Annotated in this window: 15 protein-coding genes; 6 read left to right on the top strand and 9 right to left on the bottom strand. The window is 65.9% G+C overall.

The genetic code is table 11. From position 1 onward, the window contains the following. Positions 1-34: 34 nt before the first annotated feature. Complete coding sequence (locus ABID41_RS17700; RefSeq protein ID WP_354298318.1) at positions 35-607, bottom strand: hypothetical protein; 573 nt, start codon at positions 605-607, stop codon at positions 35-37. An 82-nt stretch (positions 608-689) separates the two neighbouring features. Continuing rightward, positions 690-4388 (bottom strand): reverse transcriptase domain-containing protein, encoded by a 3699-nt coding sequence (locus ABID41_RS17695; protein WP_354298317.1) that lies wholly within the window; start codon positions 4386-4388, stop codon positions 690-692. Between the two features lie 209 nt (positions 4389-4597). Between ABID41_RS17695 and ABID41_RS17690 the strand changes: the two genes are divergently transcribed. From ABID41_RS17690 to ABID41_RS17670, 5 genes are all read left to right on the top strand, one after another. Further along, entirely contained in the window at positions 4598-6136 is a 1539-nt protein-coding gene (locus tag ABID41_RS17690) for a S10 family serine carboxypeptidase-like protein (RefSeq protein ID WP_354298316.1), read from the top strand. 241 nt (positions 6137-6377) lie between these two features. Continuing rightward, positions 6378-7289, top strand: a complete 912-nt coding sequence (locus ABID41_RS17685) for an alpha/beta fold hydrolase (protein ID WP_354298315.1) — start codon at positions 6378-6380, stop codon at positions 7287-7289. 96 nt (positions 7290-7385) lie between these two features. Then, complete coding sequence (locus ABID41_RS17680) at positions 7386-7841, top strand: hypothetical protein (protein ID WP_354298314.1); 456 nt, start codon at positions 7386-7388, stop codon at positions 7839-7841. Between the two features lie 135 nt (positions 7842-7976). Then, on the top strand, positions 7977-9062 hold the full coding sequence (locus ABID41_RS17675) for a Zn-dependent alcohol dehydrogenase (RefSeq protein WP_331929342.1): 1086 nt from the start codon (positions 7977-7979) through the stop codon (positions 9060-9062). Positions 9063-9234: 172 nt separating this feature from the next. Continuing rightward, positions 9235-9420 carry a hypothetical protein gene (locus tag ABID41_RS17670; protein ID WP_354298313.1) on the top strand — a complete coding sequence of 62 codons (186 nt, stop codon included), beginning with the start codon at positions 9235-9237 and terminating at the stop codon, positions 9418-9420. A 48-nt stretch (positions 9421-9468) separates the two neighbouring features. On the opposite strand, the gene ABID41_RS17665 is transcribed toward ABID41_RS17670, so the two are convergent. The 5 genes from ABID41_RS17665 to ABID41_RS17645 form a co-directional block, all read right to left on the bottom strand. Continuing rightward, complete coding sequence (locus ABID41_RS17665) at positions 9469-10698, bottom strand: TetR/AcrR family transcriptional regulator (protein ID WP_354298312.1); 1230 nt, start codon at positions 10696-10698, stop codon at positions 9469-9471. A 111-nt stretch (positions 10699-10809) separates the two neighbouring features. Beyond that, a complete protein-coding gene (locus ABID41_RS17660) occupies positions 10810-12159 on the bottom strand; it encodes a M23 family metallopeptidase (protein ID WP_354298311.1) in 1350 nt (449 codons plus the stop codon). A 128-nt stretch (positions 12160-12287) separates the two neighbouring features. After that, positions 12288-12653, bottom strand: coding sequence for an arsenate reductase (glutaredoxin) (arsC, locus tag ABID41_RS17655; RefSeq protein ID WP_354298310.1), 366 nt, complete (start codon positions 12651-12653; stop codon positions 12288-12290). A 146-nt stretch (positions 12654-12799) separates the two neighbouring features. Continuing rightward, positions 12800-13309 (bottom strand): SRPBCC domain-containing protein, encoded by a 510-nt coding sequence (locus ABID41_RS17650; protein ID WP_354298309.1) that lies wholly within the window; start codon positions 13307-13309, stop codon positions 12800-12802. Between the two features lie 214 nt (positions 13310-13523). Then, a complete protein-coding gene (locus tag ABID41_RS17645) occupies positions 13524-16088 on the bottom strand; it encodes a TonB-dependent receptor (RefSeq protein WP_354298308.1) in 2565 nt (854 codons plus the stop codon). Between the two features lie 443 nt (positions 16089-16531). Here ABID41_RS17645 and ABID41_RS17640 point away from each other — a divergent pair, with 443 nt between their 5' ends. Further along, positions 16532-17143, top strand: coding sequence for a YceI family protein (locus ABID41_RS17640; protein WP_354298307.1), 612 nt, complete (start codon positions 16532-16534; stop codon positions 17141-17143). A gap of 4 nt (positions 17144-17147) precedes the next feature. Here the strand turns inward: ABID41_RS17640 and ABID41_RS17635 are convergent, their stop codons facing one another. After that, on the bottom strand, positions 17148-19532 hold the full coding sequence (locus ABID41_RS17635) for a M20/M25/M40 family metallo-hydrolase (RefSeq protein ID WP_354298306.1): 2385 nt from the start codon (positions 19530-19532) through the stop codon (positions 17148-17150). Between the two features lie 142 nt (positions 19533-19674). Next, positions 19675-20370, bottom strand: coding sequence for a response regulator transcription factor CtrA (ctrA, locus tag ABID41_RS17630; protein ID WP_331932231.1), 696 nt, complete (start codon positions 20368-20370; stop codon positions 19675-19677). Positions 20371-20525: the final 155 nt, after the last annotated feature.

Here is a 20525-nt window from a genome sequence, read left to right as displayed (position 1 = left end):
GAAACCTGCCGAAACGCCCAGGAACCTGCCGCGGCTACTTCTTTTTCGGGGCGGGCCGAGCCGCGGTCGCGACCACTGTGCGGGGCGCGGCGGGCGCCTTGCAGCCCTTGGCCTGGCCGATCCCCTTGAGGTAGGCGCGGCGCGCCACCCCGGCGAGGATCGCGTTCTGGATCCGCTCGTCGCGCGCCTCGGCGCCCGAGAGCTTGCGGATCCAGCCGCGCATGGGGAGCAGGCCGCCGGTCGCCGTCGAGACCAGGCCATAGGCGGTGGCGCGGGTGCCGTCCTTGCGGATCGGGGCCTCGTCGAAGTCGTCGCCCAGCGCGTCGTCGAGGGCGGCGATCTCCGGCCGCAGGGCCGCGCAGGTCAGCTTGGCCGGCCGGGCGTAGGGATTGGCCGCGGCCCGGACCAGCACCTCGGGCGCCTCGGCCCTCAGGACGTTGATGTCCCGCAGGGGCGTGGTGATCGCCCCCTCCAGGCTCGACTTGCCGACCTGCGACGAGGTCATGGCCCGCCCCTCCGCCTCATCCGCCGGCTTCTTCTCCTGAGCCGCCGCACCGCCCGCCAGCAGGCTCAGACCGCAAACCAGGAAGATCGTAGCTCTACGCAACGCGTGGCTCCTGTGTCGTGGGAAGCGTGACTGTAGAACGTTGGGGGGCGAGGTTTGGTTGCGGGAGGGGGCGAGTCAACGTTCAACTACCCGCTGGAACGGGTTTAAAATGGTACTGCCCGCTGGTTTGTCCGTTTTTGCGTGCTTTGAAGTCTGCTATATGATCTAGTTCGAAGAAAGATATCGAGGCTTGCGGTTGACCGTGGACGTGGAATACTTGTCTATTCCATGGGTCGCGGAATGGTGCGTATGCATTACTGCCTCCGTAGCGGCCATTGTTTGCGACGACCACCATCTGATACATGTGGTAATGAAGTGCGAGCGCCATTTGATCAAATGTTGTGACGTCCCTATTTAGGGCGGGCACAACAAATACGTCTGATCGATTCTTAAGGTCTGCCGCCAAGCCGATATCGGTGGCATCGTAGCATATCGCTCCGGTAAGCCAGAGCGGATCGTCTTCAGTGTTGACTGACCATTCGTAGCCGATGAGCCATTGGCAAGGCCGAAACGACTGAATGAGTGGTGCTGACTGATTTAAGGTCTGCTCAAGTGGGGCCAAATGCTTCTTGCCTTGGCGGCGTAGGAGTACCTGAAGTCCCCGGTGTGGGTCTTGCGTGGGCAGTACCCACACTGCGGAATTTATGAGCGGCTGACCCGCAAACAACTCTTGATAGGTGAGACCCGCGAGGATCACCGCCTTATGTGCCCTCGCGAAAGGGACCAAGTGGGTTGTTACGTCGTCGGGGTGAACGGCCAATTCGGGAAGAATGAGCCAGTCTAACCGACCGTCCATGCCCTTGTGTGTCTCGCGTAGGGCGAGGGCGCTTTTCACCGCCGCGAGAGCTGCGGACAGGTGCCTGCGATGCCGAGTTCGGTGCGCTGCCGAGGACATCTGCAAGTCGGCTACATTGAAGTCGCTCTCGGAGGGGAACACAGTCTGAGCAACGCAGGCCCGGAGTGGGCGACCGTTTAGGGGTGCGAATACTCGAGGCAGGCGCAAAGGGAGGAGTGCTGCGCTGGAGCCCTGTAGCTCACGCAATTTCTCTAGACGCACGGATATAGCGTCTCGCGTGGACTGTAGTGTGCTGACGATCTCGCGCGAACGCAGGGCCTGGGCGCACCCAGGCCACCAAAGTAACCCAAAAAGGAGTTGCTCCGTCCAATCTGAGATTGGAAGCCAATCGTCGCCAAAAGCTGTGTGTCCATTGAACAGGCCATAGATGCGCTGATGACAATGACTGCCGGGGGATCGGTAAAGTTCAAGACCTTCTTTCCAATGCTTATCCCCAGCGGTTCTCGTGAAGTCCGGCTGTGCGGTCAGGATAAACCTGAGCAGGAAGCCAAGTTGGATGCGCCACCGGTTCTCGGCTGGCACCCATGCTGGTGGTTCGTAGAGAGAAGCGCCGCTGAGGTTGCGTGGGTGTAAGTAGACCTCTGCAACCTCTTGGCTTTCCTCGCTCGAAAGTCGGACGCCGACCTCTGAAGGCGCGATGCTCGTGACATCTGGTGGCAATGTCGCCGCGGATTTTAGGAACGCCGCCGCAAAGCTAAGCAGGGATCGCTCGTTTCTCAGAAGTTCGCGGGTCGCCTTCCCGAGCACGATAGAGGCGAGGGAGTTGTGTCCGGCTACGCTGGAGCTTTCGATGCCAAGGTCTGCCAATGCTCGCGGAAGTAGGTCTGTAGCATCGCCTGATTTGCCAATTATCTCTGCAGCGAAGTTGGGGTCTAGCGAAGCGATCCGATTCAGTCTCGCTGGTGACATCGAGGGACCGGCGAGTTCGATCGCTTTGTCCCGATCCACGTAAGATCTACGGGCCAGCACCGCATAAGTTGCAAAGTCAGCTGTAGCTAGGCCACCGAACTCGCCCAGCAAGAACCGAATTAGGGAGCGATATGGTTGGAGTGGAGATTTCTTACCTGGCAGTAGATTGCGAAGGTCGGCCGGTGGATTGGTGGCAAGGAGTAGGTAGGCTTGCTGCTTCAGGTACCATGGTAGATCGGTGTTCTTGGTCCTGACGATGCGCAACGCCTCTGCGCGGAGGCGTTGCCTGTACGCGTCGAGGTCGACTGCCGAGGGGAGTTGTTCGATATCTCGGACGAAGCCGGTCTCAGTGGCTCCGGCTCTCAATATCTCAGACAAGCAGTACCAAGCGACCCGGCGCGGCGCGCTGCGGCGTCCGCCTTTCTCGGTGAATGGGCGAAGTAACGCCAATATCTTTTCAAGTATATCTGGGGCTGGCCAAAGGTCGAGCGCGATGCGAAGGAGTCTAACATTCGATGGATCTCGGACCCATTTTGCAATCAATTCGAGTGCAAATGCCCTTGTTTCGTCATCCAATTCCCGTCGCGTGCGAACTCCTTTGAACTGACTCAGGTCGTCGTTTTCTCCTTCGCGGCGTTGAGCCTCTTCCGACTCCCAAAGGAGCGGCCTCAGGGATCGATAGGTGGTTCTGAACCGCCCGGCAGCGAACCTGTCTACGGTTGCGTCTCGAACATCTGGCACTGGGGTGAACGGGTTGTGTGTATCGGGCGGATCAGAACTTGCGAGCCGCGCCTGGGCGCGGATCAGTGCCAGCACCGAATCCAAGACCTCACCGCCACCGATTGGATCGAAGCCGCCCGAGATGGCCGTTTGAATTCGGGCCATCCGTTTGCTTTGTTGAACTAGAGGGCGTTCGTCCGCGCGGAATGCGGATGCTTGTGTTTTCTCTGCTGCAGGTTCAAGGCCCGGGGCCGTCTGATCGAGCAGAGCTTCCAACCACTCGAAAGCTTGATTCTGAACTGTTTCAATCTTGGTTGCCGCTGGACCGGAGATTACTAGCCGAAGGTCGTCAACGTACCGTGAGGCGTCGTGAAGCTTCAAATCCGGCGCAATATCTTTGTTTATCTGGGCCTTCAGTTCGTCGTCGAAGGTAAGCAGGGCGATGTTCGCGAAAAATCCTGAAGATACGAGCCCCTGTGGCAGGACAACGGTTCCGAAGTCGCTCAAGCCGGCCTGCTGTGCATAGATCTGCACCTCACTGATGTCAGCCTGCGCCCAGGACCACCTTAGAAAGCCGATAGCCAAGTCGAAGAAGGCAGGGTCGTCCCCTTCAACCTGAAGTTCGCGAACTCGCTTCTCCAGAAGAGATGGGGTTACTCTATCGTAGAATTGCCGAAGATCGGACTGGACGATGAAAATACGTCGTGCAGTAGCGTCGGTACGCTCGGCGACCTTTTCAGGTCGTGCCAAGAAGGACTGATAGTCCTCATAGAATCCACGGTATAGCGTCGAGGATCCCCACCGCTGTTGAGCTTTACCATCATTGTAATCACTGAATAGGCGATTGCCGTACGAGATCATGCCATGCAGGTCCGCACTGTCGAGTGGTAAGCTGGGATTTCCCTGTCGCGTCTCGACACGATCTGCTAAGCACATCATGAGGGCGGTGGCGAGTACTTGGTCGCGAAGACTTACATGAGCCAGCGGCCGAATTTTGGAAGCTGCTTTACGTTTCTCTGCAGGTTCCCACAGCCCCTCGCCAGTTACCCGCCACCGCTGACTTTTGGGTGCGGGCACCATTCGAATGGACTCAGATACAACCGGTTCACCAGACTTCACCTCGTCGGAAATCGAAGCGATGAATTCGGGCAAGTTGATCGCTCGCCTGTCCAATTCAAGGGTGTCGGAAAACCAGTTGTGATAACGAATATAGGCGGACGCCTTTTTCCACGCTTGGATCAGAACGGTTTCGTCAGCCAGACAATTAATTGTCGGCTCTAAGTGCTGGAATACCATCAATGCCCCCAAGCCGCCCTCGACGGCTATCCCCATAATATATACCGGCTAGTGGGACGCGTCACGGTTGTGGGTGGAGTGGGCCGTCGCAATCGATACCCCGCCACGCCTAGCCTATGCACAGCCGTCCCCATCCTCCCCCTCGAACGCAATGAAATTCCCCTGGCGAGCGCCTAGCCTGAGAGCTTGGGCGTGGGCTTGAGGGTTTGATGGCGATGGTGCGCGGCAGGGGGTGGCTGTTCGGGGCCGCGGCGGGCGTGGCCTTGGCGGCGGGATCAGCTGCGGCGGCTGAGCCGGCGGTGCGGTATGCGCCGTTTTCGGAGGCCTCGGCCGTGCCGGCTTCGCCGGTGATCACCAGCCACAGCATGACGGCGGGGGGGCGCAGGCTCGACTACACGGCCGAGGTCGGGCGGGTGGCCATTCGGGATGCGGAGAGTGGCGAGGCGCACGGCTATATGGGCTACATCGCCTATCGCGCGGGCGGGGCGGCCGGCGCGGCCGGCTCGGCGCTAAGGCCGCTGATCTTCGTGTGGAACGGCGGGCCGGGGGCGAACTCCTCGACGCTGCATTTCGAGATCGTCGGTCCCAAGCGCGGGGAGGGCGCGCGGCTGGTCGACAACGCCGAGACGTGGCTGGCCTATGCGGACCTGGTCTTCGTCGATCCGATCGGGACCGGTTTCAGCCGCCCGGCCAAGGCGGAATATGGCAAGGAGTTCTACGGCACGGTCGGGGACGTGGCCTCGGTGACCGAGTTCGTGCGCGCCTGGCGGCTGCTGCACGAGGCGCAGGACGCGCCGCTCTACCTGGCCGGGGAGAGCTGGGGCGCCGGGCGCGCGGCCAGCGTCGGCTATGGGCTGCTGAAGCAGGGCGTGCCGGTCGCCGGGCTGGTGCTGATCTCCGGCGGGGCCGGGCTGCACGACAAGCCGGTCTCCGCCGAGCTGGCGACAGCTCTGGGCGCGGCGGACCTGGCGCCGGTGGCGCTGGCGCACGGCAAGCTCGATCCCAAGCTCGGCAAGGACGGCGAGGCGGCGCGCGCGCGGGCCGAGGCCTGGGCGCGGACGACCTATGCGCCGGCGCTGAAGCGGGCCGGCGAGCTGTCGGAGGCCGAGCGCACGGCGGTGATTGCGGACCTTGCCCGCTACACCGGGCTGGACGCCTCGCTGGTCGACCGCAAGAGCCTGACCTTCACGCCTCGCCAGTACCTGCAGGGCCTGCTGAAGGACGAGGGCAAGGTGCTGAACATCTTCGACATGCGCCTGACGGCCGCGCCGAAGGAGGAGTTCGACGGGGCCATCGACCGCTATCTGCGCCAGGAGCTCGGCTACCGGACGGACCTGATCTATGTCGGGCTGGGCGAGGCGAGCGGCTATGCGCCGTCCGGCAAGCCGGCGCCGAGCGTCGGGTCGCAGTGGAACTATGCGACCAAGGAGGTCTCGGCGGCGGAGATGGCCGCGGCCATCCGCGAGGCAGCCCAGCGCGGCGGCGGCCCGCCGCAGCTCGGCCCGCCGCTGCCGGGTTCGGCCGAGGCGGTGGCGCTGGAGCCGGCGCTGAAGATCCTGGTGGCGGCGGGGCGCTACGACTCGCTGGCGAGCTGCACGACGAACGCCGAGATGGAGCGGAACCTGCCGTCGGCGCTGAAGGCGTCGATGAGCTTCCGCTGCTACGAGGGCGGGCACATGTTCTATCGCGATCAGCCGACGCGTCTGCAGTTCAGCAAGGATATCCGGGACTTGGTCGCGGGGCGGTGAGGGGGCCTTGCTCGCCGTTCGTCATGGCCGGGCCGCCAGTCCCGGCCATCCATGGACGCCGAGGGCCCGCCGCAAAGGCTGGCGCGTATGAATCCCCGGCGCGCTCGCGCGGCCGGGGATTACGATCTGCAAGCCTAGATGGCCCTGCCATGAAGGGGCGCGCGAGAGAAACCGCGGCCCGGGCGGAGCGTTCAGCATTCAAGTCAGGAATCCATACGGGCGCAGGCCCGGGGAGCCGGAAGTGACACGCAAGAGACCCAGGGGCGTGTGGTCCATGGGATGGGCGTGCATCGCATGCGCCGCGAGCGGGCGCACCGAGCATGTCCCGACGGCGGACGACTATCCCGACACGATCGTTCGCCGTGTCCGCATCGACGCGGGCGGCGGCCTGGGCTGGAAGCTTTCGGCCATCGTCACGCCGCGGGAGAAGACCGCGCCGTGGAAGGTGGTGGTGGTGACCGGCGCGCCGTCCTGGGCCGAATACTGGGCGCCGGCCCTGGCCGCCCTGCCGCAGGACCGGGAGATGATCGTGGTCGACCGGCCCGGCTATGCGGGCTCCGAGCCGGTGGAATATGTCGGCGACATCCGGGTGCAGGCCAAGGCCCTGGCGCCGCTGCTGAAAGCGCGCCCGGGGCAGAAGGTGCTGCTGGTCGGACAGAGCTATGGGGCGGCGATCGCCAGCCTGATGGCCGAGCAGAACCCCGGCAAGGTGGCGGCCCTGGTGCTGCTGTCGGGCTATTTCGGCGAGAGCGGACCGACGGCGCGCTGGCTGATCGGGCTGGGCTCGCGGCTCTTGAGGGTCATTCCGCGCGACTTGCGCCATGCGGTGATCGAGGTCTCGGGCCAGCCGGCGCAACTGGACCATCTGCGGGCGGCGCTGAGCCGGCTGCGGATTCCGGTGCATGTGATCCACGGCGACAAGGACGACTTCGCGCCCATCGAGATCGCCGAGCGGCTGGTGGCGCAGACGCGGGCGCGCCGGCCGATCCGCTTCGAGCGGGTGGCCGGCGCCAACCATTTCCTGAACGACGAGCCGGTGGGGCCGCTGCTGGCGGCGCTGGAGGGCTGCATCCCGGTCCGCAAGCCGTTCCGGCTGCGGTTGCCGCGGCTGCCGGCGATGTCCTGGTTCGGCGCGCCCCAGGCTCGGGCCTGATCGCGATTGGCCCCAATCACGATTGGCCGGCGTCTGGAACCGGGGGTGAGCGGGGATGGTTGTCGGCAGTTGGGCGGGCTCAGCGGAGATAAGCTCATGATCTCCAAGATGCTTTTGGGCGGCGCCCTGGCGGCGGCGCTGGCCTTGCCGGCGGCCGCCCAGGTGGTCGGCAGCCCGGGCGACGCGCCTCCGATTCCGAAGCCCCCGGCGGGCGCCGGTCCCTCCGGGGCGATGTCTGGCCTGCCGCCGGTGGACACCGAACCGGTGCGCGGCGCGACCCCGCCGATCGCGGGCGAGAGCGCCCGGGTCGGGGCGGCGGCCAATGTGTCGGCCGTGGCGGCCGAGGCCGAGTTGCGTCCCGGCGCGGCGGTGAAGGACGCGGCTGGCGCCGACCTCGGCCGGATCAGCAAGGTCGAAAAGGTCGAGGGCAAGACGATCGTCACGCTGTCTTCGGGCGGCAAGACAACGACGGTGCCGGCGACCAGCCTTTCGAACTCGGCGACGGGCCTCGTCTCGTCGGCCAGCAAGGCCGAGGTCTGGGCGCCTCGCTAGAGCGGCGGCCTTCGCGAAAAACCCGCTTGGCCCCGGCCATCTTAACGGTGATAAGGTTCGGCGCACGATGCTGCGGTCGGCCCGCAGCGTCGAATGAACCGCCCTGCCGGGCGACGCTTGGGGAGATCGCGAAGAATGAAAGCCGCCGTGCTGCGTGAAGTGGGCAAACCGCTTCAGATCGAGGATGTGCAGATCAACAAGCCTGGCCCGCACGAGGTGCTGATCCGCACCAAGGCCGCCGGCCTCTGCCACTCCGACCTGCACTTCATGCAAGGTTCCTATCCGACCGCGCTGCCGGCGGTGCTGGGTCACGAGAGCGCCGGGGTCGTCGAGGCCGTGGGCGCCGAGGTGCGCACCGTGAAGCCCGGCGACCACGTCATCACCTGCCTGTCGGCCTATTGCGGCCACTGCGAGTTCTGCCTGACCGGCCACCTGTCGCTGTGCGTGTCGCCCGACACCAAGCGCGACGAAGGCCAGGAGCCGCGCCTGAAGGCCACCAACGGCCCCATGCAGCAGTACCTGAACCTGTCGTCCTTCGCCGAACAGATGCTGATCCACGAGCATGCGTGCGTGGCGATCCGCAAGGACATGCCGCTGGACCGCGCGGCGCTGATCGGCTGCTCGGTGATGACCGGGGTGGGCGCTGCGATCCACACCTCCAACGTCCGTCCGGGCGAGACCGTGGCGGTCATCGGCTGCGGCGGCGTCGGCCTGGCGGCGATCAACGGCGCGGCGATCGCCGGCGCCTCGCGGATCATCGCGGTCGACATGGTCGCCTCGAAGGGCAACATCGCCTCGCAGTTCGGCGCCACCGACTTCGTCGACGCCTCCAAGACCGACGCGGTCAAGGAAGTGATCGAGATGACCAAGGGCGGCGTCCACCACGCCTTCGAGGCCATCGGCCTAGCCAAGACCGCCGAGCAGGCCTTCGGCATGCTGCGCCGGGGCGGCACCGCCAACGTCATCGGCATGATCCCGATCGGCCAGAGCGTGACCCTGCCGGGCTTCCAGTTCCTGTCGGAAAAGAAGATCCAGGGCTCGCTGATGGGCTCCAACCGCTTCCCGGTCGACATGCCGCGGCTGGTGGACTTCTACATGTCCGGCAAGCTGAAGCTGGACGAGATGATCTCGCAGCGGATCAAGCTGGAAGAGGTCAACGAAGGCTTCGAAGAGATGAAGAAGGGCGAACTGGCCCGTTCGGTCATCGTCTTCGACTCCTAAAGAGCACTCTTTCGAGACATGGAAGCCCTCCCTTCGGGGAGGGCTTTTTTGTTGGCGCTCGCCTCGCTCAACAATTTGTAAGGCGGCGGGCGGGGCGCGGACAGGTGAGCGGGCGAGGCTCCGGGGGTGGCGGCGAAGACCCGCCTAAGACGACAGCCCCGGAGAAGACCTGATGAAGACCTCGATGATCCTGGCCGGCTCGCTGGCGGCCTCGCTGGCGATGGCCGGCGTGGCCCTGGCCGCGGAGAGCGCCGCCCCGGCCCCGCCCGCTAGCGCGGCCAAGATGACCACCCACCACAAGAAGCACCATCATCACAAGAAGACGGCGCAGCCTGCGGCCAAGCCCGCGACCAAGTAGGGAGGAGGGCGCGCCCGCGGGTCCAGTCCCCCCGGCCGCGGGCGCCCCTTATTTCACGAAGAAGCCGAGCAGAGCCGGGCGCAAGTATTCTTCCATGACGCCGGCCGTGTCCGGCGGATCGGCGCGCTGGCCGAGCGGCAGGCAGGCATTGAAAGTCACCATCATCGCATTGGCCGCCAGCAGCGGATCGACGGGGCGGATCGAACCATCGGCGACGCCGTCGGAAATCACTCCCGCGAAGGAATAGGTGATCTGCTGGAAGCGCACGCGCATCCGGCGGCGCATGTCCTGGGGAACCGCCGCCATGGCGTGATGGCGCAGGATGACGCCGCCGCCGCTTTGCGCCTGATACATGCCCAGGGACGAGACCGCGAGCCACACGCGGTTCCAGCCTGACGAGGCGGAGGCGGCTTCGCGCTTGGCCCGGTCGATCAGGTCGAAGGTGTGGTTGAAGCAGGCGATCGCCAGCTCGTCCTTGTCGCTGTTGTGGTGGTAGAATGAGCCCTTGGTGACCTTGAGCTCGGCCGAGATCTTGTCGACCGACGCGCCCCGATAGCCTTCGCGGTTGATCAGCTTGGTGGCCGCCACAAGGAAGCGGTCGCGGGTGACGTCGTCGCTCTCGGGGTCGTGATCGCCCAGATTGACGAGCGGCAGGTCGGGCCAGGCCTGGCCATCGGCGGCGAGGCCGAAGATCATCACATCGGCCAGGCGGTCGGCGACGCGGCCGTAGTCCTCCGGCTCGTAGGAGGGCAGCCAGACGTCCGACCAGGTGAGCTGGTTGACGATCAGGCGCGCCAGGCCCTGGCGGCGCGGCGCCTCCACCCAGGGCATGTCGTCGGACTTCAGCAGACGGCCGATACGGACATAGAGCGCCTCGAAGCTCTTGATCACCGGCTTCTTCTGCTCGCCCTCGACCAGATAGACCTCGCTGAACGGCGCGAGCGGGATTTCCTCGTCCACGGCGATCTTGCGGCGGGTCTCGAAATAGGCGGCCACGAAGGCGCGCAGGCGCTCGGCCGGGGAATTCTGGTCCTCGGCATGGTCGAGCATCTCGGCGAAGCGCCGGATGGTTTCCTGCAGCACCGCCGCGGCGAGGTCTTCCTTGCGCTTGAAGTAGTAGGTGAGGCTGACCGGATGCAGGTCCATCCGCTTGGCCACCGCGGCCAGGGTGAAGCCGCTCATGCCCGCGTCGGCGAACACCTTGGTGGCGGCGGCCATGATGGCGTCGCGCTTGGCGGCGTAGCGGGCGCGGGGCTTGGGTTGGCTGGCTGCGGTCAAGGCGCCTCTCCGCGCGGACTCGGCTAAAAAGAAAGCTTAATGCGCCGGTTGGCCGGTTGGAAGCTTAGGTCTGCGTCTTAGCCGCTTGATTTGCGCGAAGTTTCCGCGGCGTCAGCGGCGGGTGACGGTGTCCGCCGCCGCGAGCTCGGTCGTCTGGGCGCCGCCCGCCTGCTCGCGCACCAGGGCGTCGATGCGCGCCTTCTGGGCGCGGAAGGCGGCCAGCTCCGAACCGGCGAGCACCGTGCCCTGGGGCACCTTGGCGCCGACGGGGTTCACGCGCCGGCCCTTCTGCCAGATTTCGTAGTGCAGGTGCGGACCGGTGGAGGCGCCGGTGGTGCCGACATAGGCGACGACCTGGCCCTGGCTGACGCGCTGGCCCTTGCGCAAGCCCTTGGCGAAGCGCGAGAGGTGGGCGTAGCCGGTTTCGAAGCCGCCGGAATGGCGGATGCGGACCCAGTTGCCATAACCGCCCCAGCGCCGGGCCTCGACCACCACGCCGTCGCCGGCCGCGAACACCGGCGTGCCGCTGCCGGCGCCGAAGTCGATGCCCTGGTGCATGCGGTTGTAGCCGAGGATCGGGTGGCGGCGCATGCCGAAGCGGCTGGTCATGCGGGCGTTGTCGACCGGGGTGCGCAGCAGGAAGCCTTTGATGTTCTTGCCGTTCTCGTCGAAGTACTGGACGTCGCCATTGGCGCGCTCGAAGCGGTAGAACTGCACGCCCTTGATGGCGGCGTATTCCAGGGCGCCGGTCTCGATGGTTCGGCCGCTTTCGGTGACCTTGCGGTCGAAGACCATGGTGAAGGCGTCGCCGGCCTTCAGGTCGCGGTCGAAGTCGACCTTGTGCGAGAAGAGCTTGACCATGCCGCTGACGACGCCGGGATTGGCGCCCATGCGCGCGGCGCTTTCGTAGAGGGAGCCGCTGATCTGGCCGTGGGCGACCATCTGCTCGTCGCGGATCTTCTCCTCCATCTCGCGCAGGCGCATGGCGCCGTCGAAGGTGCGCGAGAGGGTGATGGAGTTGGCCGGGCCGGTGCGCAGCGACAGCCCGATCAGGCGGGCCTGGCCCCGCTCGCCGCGCGGCTTGGCGATGGCGGCGTCGAAGGCCATGCCGGCCTTGATGTGGACGGTGTCCATGGCCGCGGCCAAGGTCTCGACCGCCTTGCGGGCCTCGTCGCGCGGCACGCCGGCGCGCTGGACGGCCGACTCCAGCGTCTCGCCGGGGCGGACCTTCAGCGGGACGCTTTGCGGGCGGGCGAAGCCCGGCTGGGCCTCGGACTGGATGAAGGCCGCGTGCTGCAGGGCGGAGATCGCGGCCGGGTCGAGCGAGGGTTTAGGGGCGGGGATGGCGGCCTGACCGGCGCTGAGTTTCCAACCTACCGCCAGGGCGGCGACACCGGCGAGGCCGATGGCCAGGGCCGGCGTCAGGCGAAACGTCGGGCGTCGCGGATCAAACTCTTGCATCGTGCCCCCATACTCGTGCGGCCAAGGCGGCAAACCTCGGCGGGTCGCATAGTGCTGGTGAACGGCTTAGCCGTTGTCTACCGATATGGTTAATTCCAGGTAAGCTTTGCCGCTACCCGACGGCGAAGTTAAAGCAGACCCAGCACCAGTTCGGCAGGACGGCACAGCGCCGCACCCTTAGGGGTGGAAACGATAGGCCGATTCACCAGGATCGGATCGAGGATCATGGCGGCGATGATCGCCTCGTCTGAGGCGGCCGGATCGGTGAGGCCGAGTTCGTGGGCCTTGGTGCCCTTGTCGCGCAGGATCTCGCGGGCCGGGACATCCATCCGGGCCAGGAGGTCCTGGAGCTGCTCCTTGGTCCAGCCTTCCTTCAGGTACTCGACCACGGTCGGCTCGACGCCCTTTTCACGCAGCAGAGCCAGGGTGTTGCGCGAGGTCCCGCAGGCCGGATTGTGATAGATGACGACGTCAGAGTTCCCGGCTTGTCCCACGTATGCCTCCGTTTGCCCGGGGAGCCCCGGAATTTACTCAAGAATCCATTGCGACCAGGCGCTGGCAGGGGCGGACTAGCGCCTATGCCGCGAGCGGCGCCGACTGCCGGCGCCGGTATAGCATCCGAGGACCTGCTTGTGATCACCTAGGCGGGCAGTTGCGCAACCTTGTCGTTGAAGGCTTCGCGCGCCGCCTTGAAGGTCGGGAAGGGGAACTTCATGGGCGCCCCGGCCATGGCGGCCGCCAGCATCTCCAGGTGCGCGGCCCAGCCCGCCGCCGAACGCGCCGCGTCCTCGTCGGAGGGCAGCTCGAGGTCGAGCGAAAGGTGGGTGCCTTCGCCGTCGGCGGCTAGGGTCCAGCGAACCGGACGGTCGGGTTGGCCGGGCGCGCTCCAGGAATAGGCGAGGGCGTGCGGCGCCTCGCAACGGGTGACCTGGCTGTCGATCACGATGCCGCTGTCCTGGAAGTCCAGCTTGGCCGCGCCGCCTTCCCGCAGCTCGATGGAGCCCGGGGCCAGCCATTGCGGAAGACGATCCGGCGCGGTCAGGAACGACCACACCTCTTCGGCGCCCGCCTCGAGCGGCAGCTCGAAATGCGCGCCGATTACGCCGGGTCCACGCGAGAAGTTCGCGACCAGAAATTCACCGTCAGACATCGAACTATCCCCTTTGTCGCTCGGCCTTTGAGGCGCGGATCGTCTTGAGGCGCGTCGACCGACGATAGGCCGAACCGCGTCATGGATACGAGCCATCGCATATCGGCTGAGGAGGCGTCCGTCGACTCGGCTGGCGGCGAGTCGGCGGTCAAATGACAAAGGCCGTGGAGGCGCTTGCGCTTCCACGGCCTGGCAGTCTTCGATCTACGAGACGTTACTGGCGATAGGTCAGCCGCACGAACCACGAACTGCCGGTTTCCAACAGCGCGCGATCGTACTTGCCGCCGTCCGGGCCCGTCGTCTTGAGGCGATCCTTGTCGAGGATGTTGCGTCCATCGAGGCTGACCAACCAGTTGGGCGTGACGGCCCATTTGACGGTCAGATCAACGGTGTCGTACGGCGGGTCCACGATGTCCTGCCAGGGGCCGGCGCCGAGTTCCTCGATGTAGCGGCCGGTGCGGTTGTAAGCCAACCGGACCTCGGAGCCTTTGCCGAAGGCGTACCAGACAGCCGCGTTGCCGCCGAAATTAGGGGCCTGGAACTGCACGTTGTGCCGCACGCGCCGCTGGCCCTTGTACCGGTAGGCGATGTCGCTGTTCACCCACATGGCGTTGATCGAGGCGCCGACGTTCCCGAGCAGCGGGTGAATGTTGCCGAAGCTGCTGTTGGTGGCGCTGAACTCCACGCCCTTATACTTGGTGGTGTCGCCGTTCACCGGCTCGGTGATCTGCCAATCCTGACCGTCGATCGTCTCGATCGAGCTGATCTCCAGGATGTCGTCCTTAATTTCCTTGTAGAAGGCGGTCAGCGTGACCATGCCCTGGTTGTTGTTGAAGTAGTACTCGCCGCCCAGGTCGAAGTTGGCCGAGCGCCGCGGCTGAATGTCCGGGTTGCCGCGCGTGATGGTGAAGTCGGTGGTGTCCACCTCCTCGACGGTCGCGATGGTTTCGGGATTGGGCCGGCCCAAGGTCTGGCTGAAGGCAGCCTTCAGTCGCAGCGAGGGCGTGAAGGAATAGACCGCCGTCACATAGGGCAGGACGTGAGTGTCCTTGTTCGACTTGTGCGCCGGCGCGGCCTGCAGCACGCCGTCCTGCACCGACGCCATGGTGGCGTCGAAGCTCGTGTGGTCGAGGCGCAGCCCGCCCTGCAGGTTGAGCTGGTCGGTCGCGTAGGACAGGTTTGCGTAAGCGGCGGAAACCTTCTCGCGGTACTGGTAGTCGTTCCGACGGGAGGCGTTGGCCGAGGCCGCGCCATCCTCCAGGCTCGGCAGGACTGGGTCCTTCCAGAAGGTGTCGGCGTCGATCCACAAGACCTGATCGAAGAAGCCTGGAGCCGAGAGCGGCTCCAGGGCGTACCCCGCCATGCCCCGGCCGTTCTTGTAGTTGATCGAGGTGATGTCGCGGCCGAGGTCCATGTCGCGATAGTTCACGCCTACCGCAAAGCCGAAGCCTCGGTCGTCCCTCTTGTTGTTGAAACCGTAATCGGCGCGGCCTTCCCAGGTCTCCGCGATCGTGTGGCGCCAGTCCTGATAGGTTCCGGTCATCTTGTAGTTGGCCGGATCGAGATAGAAGCCGGGATCGTCGAGCACCGGGCTTTGGAAGTCGGTCAGGTCGTAGGTCACGCGCCGGTTGGGCGTGGCGATGAACGACACGAACGGACGGTAGGAGAGGAAGCGGGCATAGGACCAGCCGCCGGCGGCCTTGAGTTCGCCGCGGTCGCCGATGGCGGCGACGACCTTGCCCTGCAGGCCGCGCTGGTCGCGCTCGAAGGTGTTGTAGCGCCACTGCGTGTCGGCCGACTTGGCGCGAAGGCTGCCCGTGGTTTCGGTGATGTCTTGCGGCTGGTCGAATCCGTAGACGCGGTTTGAGTTCCGCGTCTCCTGTTCGTCCGAATAGTAGGCGAAGCCGAACAGGCTGGCATAGAGGCGGTCGGTGGGCTTGTATTCGAAGCGGGCCGTGCCGCCCCACTTGCTGAACAGGTTCGTATAGTTGTGCGACGTGAAGTTGGTGGGGCTGGTCAGGCCGTTCCAGTCCCCCGCCTCGGGGTTCGTGGTTCCCATGGCGTTATTGTAGTAGGTGCGGTTGACGACGGCCCAGTTGGTCTGGGTGCGTGGTCGCCGCGACCAGAAACCGCTGACGGTGACGCCGAACTGGTCCTGCGAGCCAAACAGCCTGGAAGCCATCACGTTCGCCTCGCCGCCCCATGGGGACGACTTGCTATTGCCCCAACTGTTGACGTCGGGAACGTCCATGTAGCTCGAATAGCTGGCGCTGACCGTCGCCAGCAGTTGGGCGACGCCCGGGTCATAGGCGCTGACGGGAACCAGGTTGATCAGGCCGCCGAGGGCGCCGGCGTCCATGTCGGGCGACATGGTCTTATAGGCCTGGACCTGGCTGAGCGCTTCGCCGGGAAGAACCTGCAGGTTGGATTTGCGGGTGCCTTCTCCCAGGTCGCCGGTGGTGGCCAGCGTCAGGCCATCCATGGTGACGGGGATGAAGTCCGGATGCAGGCCGCGGATCGACGCGAACTGGCCGATGTCGTCGTTGTAGACCGTGGTCACGCCGACGATCCGGCGAAGAGAATCGGCGACGGTGACATCGGGCAGGGCGCCAATGTCGTCACGGGAAAGCGTGTCGACGACGGCCACCGATTCCAGACGCGAGTTGATCTCGGCGCGGCTCCGCAGCACCGAGCCCGTGACGATGACTTCATCGACGCTGGCCGCGTCCGAGGCTTCGGCCGCATGAGCGGCCGTAAGCCCACCGGCCAGAATCGCCATTGAACTCGCGGAAAGCAAAAGCGCACGCGCGCTCGATCGCCGCGCAAACTTACGCAACATAATACTTGGGCCCCATATGCCTGTCGTCTTCGGAGGCGGGGCCTGTATCCGTAGATTATGACAGAATTTTCAGCTCTATCCCGAGAGTGAAAGTTTTCATAAAAAGCTTAGATATGTGAATGTTGTTTGTAATTTAAACGTCGCAATATCTGCGAAATTTCAACAATCTCGCTGAGAGCTTGCGTTCCTGCCCGGGGGCTGCTGGAAGTGGGATGACGATGTTCCCGGTCTCGGCGGCTTTGCTCGCCAAGCGCGCTGGAGGGGCGCCGGAAACGCAATAGCCTGTTCCATTCCACGAACGCCGGTTTGCTTGACGCCCCCAGGGCGCAGTTTGATCTAAGCTCGCCGCGGCCCACGGGGGCCCACACGGAGGACTGCGAAACATGAAGAAGCTGCTTGCGGCCGCCGGCTTGGCGGTGACGTTGATCGCCACGCCGGTGCTGGCCCAGGCGCCGGCCATGCCAGGCGCGCCGGACGTCTCGCGGATTTCCGCGGCGACCTACAAGGTCGATCCGCACCACACCCAGGTGGTCTGGTCGGTGGATCACATGGGCTTTTCGATTCTCTACGGGATGTTCGGGGAAATGTCGGGCAGCCTGACGCTGGATCCGGCCAATCCGTCGGCGGCCAAGGTGGCGATCGACATCCCGATCTCGGGCATGACCAACCCGTCGCCGGCCTTCACCAAGCACTTGCAGAGCAAGGACTTCTTCGACATCGCCACCCATCCGACCGCGAAGTTCGTCTCGACGGCGGTGGTGGTGAACGGTCAGAACGCCAAGATCACCGGCGACCTGACCCTGCATGGCGTCACCAAGCCGGTGAACCTGGACGCCAAGCTGACCGGCGCCGGCGCGAACCCGATGAGCAAGGTCGAGACGGTCGGCTTCTCGGCGACCACGACCCTCAAGCGCAGCGACTTCGGCCTCGGCTATGCCGCGCCGGTGGTGGGCGACGAGGTGAAGGTGAAGATCACCGCGGCGTTCGAGAAATAGAGCTTTACCAGGAGAACCTGCGGGCGCCGCCGACATAGGTCGCGCCCGAGGTTCCGAAGGCCATCAGATCGGCAGGGCGGGGCGGCAAGGGCGCCGCGTCCGCCGGCCACTGGTCGAGCACGGCGGCGTAGTCGACCTCGATGGTCCCGGGCGCCGCGCTGGCGAAGGTAAGCGTGAGGCCTTCCGCCGGAACCTCCCAGTAGATTTTCGCCGAGCTTCCGGCCTTGCCGAGCAGTTTGGCGGGCCGGCCGTTGACGGCGACACCCGCGAGGGCGGCGCTGGTCTTTGCGCTGACGAGCAGGGTCCTGGCGCCGGGCGGGGGCAGGATGCTCAGGCGCAGGCGGCCGCCCGTCTCCCGGGCCAGGGCGACGGTGGGCGGGGCGGCGGCGACGGCGCGGGCCGGCGCGGCCCAGGTGTCGCCTCGGCGTAGGAAGGGCAGGGAGAGCTTCTGCGCCTTGCCGCCGTCGCTGGTGAGGACCCCCTGCGTCCAATGAGGCAGGCGGGGCATGTCGCTGATGCGCCAGGAAAGTCCGCGGGCGGTGTCGACATAATAGGCGAGGTGGGTGGCCTGGGGATGGCGGGCGCTCCAGGGCGGGTCGAGGCGGACGATGCCGACGGCCGCCACGCCCAGCAGGATCACCGCCATGGCGGCCAGGCGCGCGCCCTTCTGGTCCTCGCCGGGCTGGGCGAGCGGCCACAGCAGCAGGGCCGCGAGCCAGACGATGGCGGCCAGCAGCTCGGGCAGGTCGAGGCCGAGATAGAGGCCGTGGCCGAAGGCCAGCAGCCAGCTCACACCCAACGCGCCGAGAACAGCGAGGACGGCGAGCTGGGGCAGGTTGCGGCGGCTGGCCAGGGCCGTGAGCGCCGCGCCGAGGGTCGCCAGGGTCAGCGGCCAGGCGGCCAGGAAGGCGGTGGGCGGGGCCAGGATCTGCAGCGCGATCGCGGCCGCAAAGCCGGTGAGCAGCACGCCGGCCCAGGCGCCGGCGACGCTGGCCGGGCGGCCGAAGCTCAGCAGCGCCAGGGCCGCGCCGAACCCGCCGAGCACGAGGCCGGGCGTGTCGAGCGTGCCGAACAGCGAGCAGGCTGCGCCGAGGCCGAGGACGAAGGCCGCGCCGGCCAGGCGTGTGCGCCCGCGGCCGACCGCGGCGGCGGCCATGGCCAGGGCGCCGATCGCCAGCAGGGCGAGGGCCACTTCCCAGCGGACGGCCTGGGCCAGCAGATCGCGCTGCTCGAAATAGCCGAAACCGGCGCCGGTCGCCCGGCGGGCCAGGCGGAAGATCACGGCGGCCAGCGAGACGGCGTAGAGCGCCGCGCCGGCGCCCTTGAGCATGTCGAGCCAGGGCAGGGCGCCGCGGCTGCGCGCCCGCACGATCCCCACGGCGAAGAGGATGGCGGCCAGCGCCAGCACCGCCCAGCCGATGGCCGGCGGATAGGCGAGGATGTGGCCGCCGAAGGTGTTGGCGTAGACGAGATTCGGGGCCTTGGCCGGCAGGGCCGGAGCGAAGGCGGCTTCACGCGCGGCGGCGAGGGTCTCCTGGCCGAGGTGCTGCAGCGATCCCTTGTCGAGGTTGGCGGGCGTCGAGGTCGGGGAGTGATAGTCGAACTGGCCGCCGATGAAGGCGTAGTTCAGGCCGGAGATGTTTTTGGCCCGCGGAACCGAGAAGTCGGTGTCGTTGGGCATCTGCTCGTACATGAAGACGGTCAGGGACGAGGCGGCGGGCGCGACAGAGCCCTTCTTCAGCAGGGCGATCGTGCCGGCGTTGTCCGGGCCGGTCTGGAACATCTGGGCGCGGCCGGCGCCGCCGCGCGCCTCCATGTTGATGACGAAGCCGATGCGGGCGGCCAGGGGGTGTTGGTCGAAGAAGGCCTGGGCGCCCAGGAGCCCGCTTTCCTCGCCGTCGGTCAGGATGACGACGACGTCGCGCGCCGGCGCGCCCTGAGCCTTGAAGGCGCGGACGATCTCAAGGGCGGCGGCGGTTCCGGCGGCGTCGTCGGCGGCGCCGGGCGAGCCCGGGACGCTGTCATAGTGGGCCATGAGTGCGACGGCCGGGGAAGCGCGGTCACGCCCGGGCAACACGCCGACGACGTTCTCGACCACTCCGCCGACGGCGAGGTCGCCGCGATGGCGGAGCACGCTTGTGCGCTGCACTTGGGGGGAAAGGCCGAGGGCGGTCATGCGGCGCACCAGATGCTCGCGCACCGCCGCATTGGCCGGGCTGCCGATCGGGTGAGGCTCCTTGGCCATGACCTCGACGTCGGCCATGGCGCGGGCGGCGGAGAACGTGGTGGCTGGCGCATTGGCCGGGGCAGGGCTGGGCGTGCGTTCGTTGGCCCAGGCCAGCGCGAACGCGACCGCCAGACAGATGATCAGCGCAATGGATCTTCCCACCGTCTCGCCTCCCCCGCGAGTTTTCGGCCAAGCCTAGCGGCTTGCATCCTACAAGCGAAGCTGCTCGCTTGAGCGATCCCCAAAACAAAACGCCCGCCGGAGGAGCGGCGGGCGTTCATTCGGGCTCGAAAGGCGTGGGTGGTCAGGCCGCGACCACCGCCTCGTTCGGGTCGCGCAGGACGTAGCCGCGGCCCCAGACCGTTTCGATGTGGTGCTTGCCGTCGGCGGCCGCGGCCAGCTTCTTGCGCAGCTTGCAGATGAAGACGTCGATGATCTTCAGTTCCGGCTCGTCCATTCCGCCATAGAGGTGGTTCAGGAACATTTCCTTGGTCAGGGTGGTGCCCTTGCGAAGCGAGAGCAACTCCAGCATCTGGTATTCCTTGCCCGTCAGGTGGACGCGCATGCCGTTAACTTCCACGGTCTTGGCGTCGAGGTTGACGGTGATGTCGCCGGTCCGGATGACCGACTGGGCGTGACCCTTGGAGCGGCGGACCACCGCGTGGATGCGGGCGACCAGTTCGTCCTTGTGGAAGGGCTTGGTCATGTAGTCGTCGCCGCCGGCGCCGAACGTCTTGACCTTGGTGTCGATCTCCGCCGTGCCCGACAGGATCATGATCGGGGTGTTGATCTTGGCGACCCGCAGGGTGCGCAGGACGTCCATGCCGCTCATGTCGGGCAGGTTCAGGTCGAGGAGGATGAGGTCGTAGTCGTAGATCTTGCCCAGATCCACGCCCTCTTCTCCGAGGTCAGTCGTATAAACGTTAAAGCCCTCGGACTTGAGCATCAGTTCGATGCTTTGCGCAGTCGCGCTGTCGTCCTCGATAAGTAGTACGCGCATCAGTTCCTCCTCGAACGGTAGCGCTCAAGCCCACGATTTCGGCAATTCGCCTCGATCCTCGCGGTTACCTTGCCAGCGAGTTAATTTATGATCGGTTAATGGTGAAGTGCCTCCGAGCGAATCGTTAACGCGCTTCGGGAATCGGCAGCAAGCAG

Origin of the sequence: Phenylobacterium koreense, assembly GCF_040545335.1 — a bacterium.
Lineage (GTDB): Bacteria > Pseudomonadota > Alphaproteobacteria > Caulobacterales > Caulobacteraceae > Phenylobacterium > Phenylobacterium koreense.
The sequence above is the reverse complement of the archived record's forward strand: the minus strand, read 5'-3'. Positions and strand labels throughout refer to the sequence as shown.

Bases quoted from the DNA above. Each gene is read 5' to 3' on its own strand.
- ABID41_RS17670 (WP_354298313.1), top strand. From the start codon at position 9,235: ATGAAGACCTCGATGATCCTGGCCGGCTCGCTGGCGGCCTCGCTGGCG.
- ABID41_RS17680 (WP_354298314.1), top strand. From the start codon at position 7,386: ATGATCTCCAAGATGCTTTTGGGCGGCGCCCTGGCGGCGGCGCTGGCC.
- ABID41_RS17675 (WP_331929342.1), top strand. From the start codon at position 7,977: ATGAAAGCCGCCGTGCTGCGTGAAGTGGGCAAACCGCTTCAGATCGAG.
- ABID41_RS17640 (WP_354298307.1), top strand. From the start codon at position 16,532: ATGAAGAAGCTGCTTGCGGCCGCCGGCTTGGCGGTGACGTTGATCGCC.
- ABID41_RS17695 (WP_354298317.1), bottom strand. From the start codon at position 4,388: ATGGTATTCCAGCACTTAGAGCCGACAATTAATTGTCTGGCTGACGAA.
- ABID41_RS17690 (WP_354298316.1), top strand. From the start codon at position 4,598: ATGGCGATGGTGCGCGGCAGGGGGTGGCTGTTCGGGGCCGCGGCGGGC.
- ABID41_RS17645 (WP_354298308.1), bottom strand. From the start codon at position 16,088: ATGGCGATTCTGGCCGGTGGGCTTACGGCCGCTCATGCGGCCGAAGCC.
- ABID41_RS17650 (WP_354298309.1), bottom strand. From the start codon at position 13,309: ATGTCTGACGGTGAATTTCTGGTCGCGAACTTCTCGCGTGGACCCGGC.
- ctrA (WP_331932231.1), bottom strand. From the start codon at position 20,370: ATGCGCGTACTACTTATCGAGGACGACAGCGCGACTGCGCAAAGCATC.
- ABID41_RS17660 (WP_354298311.1), bottom strand. From the start codon at position 12,159: ATGCAAGAGTTTGATCCGCGACGCCCGACGTTTCGCCTGACGCCGGCC.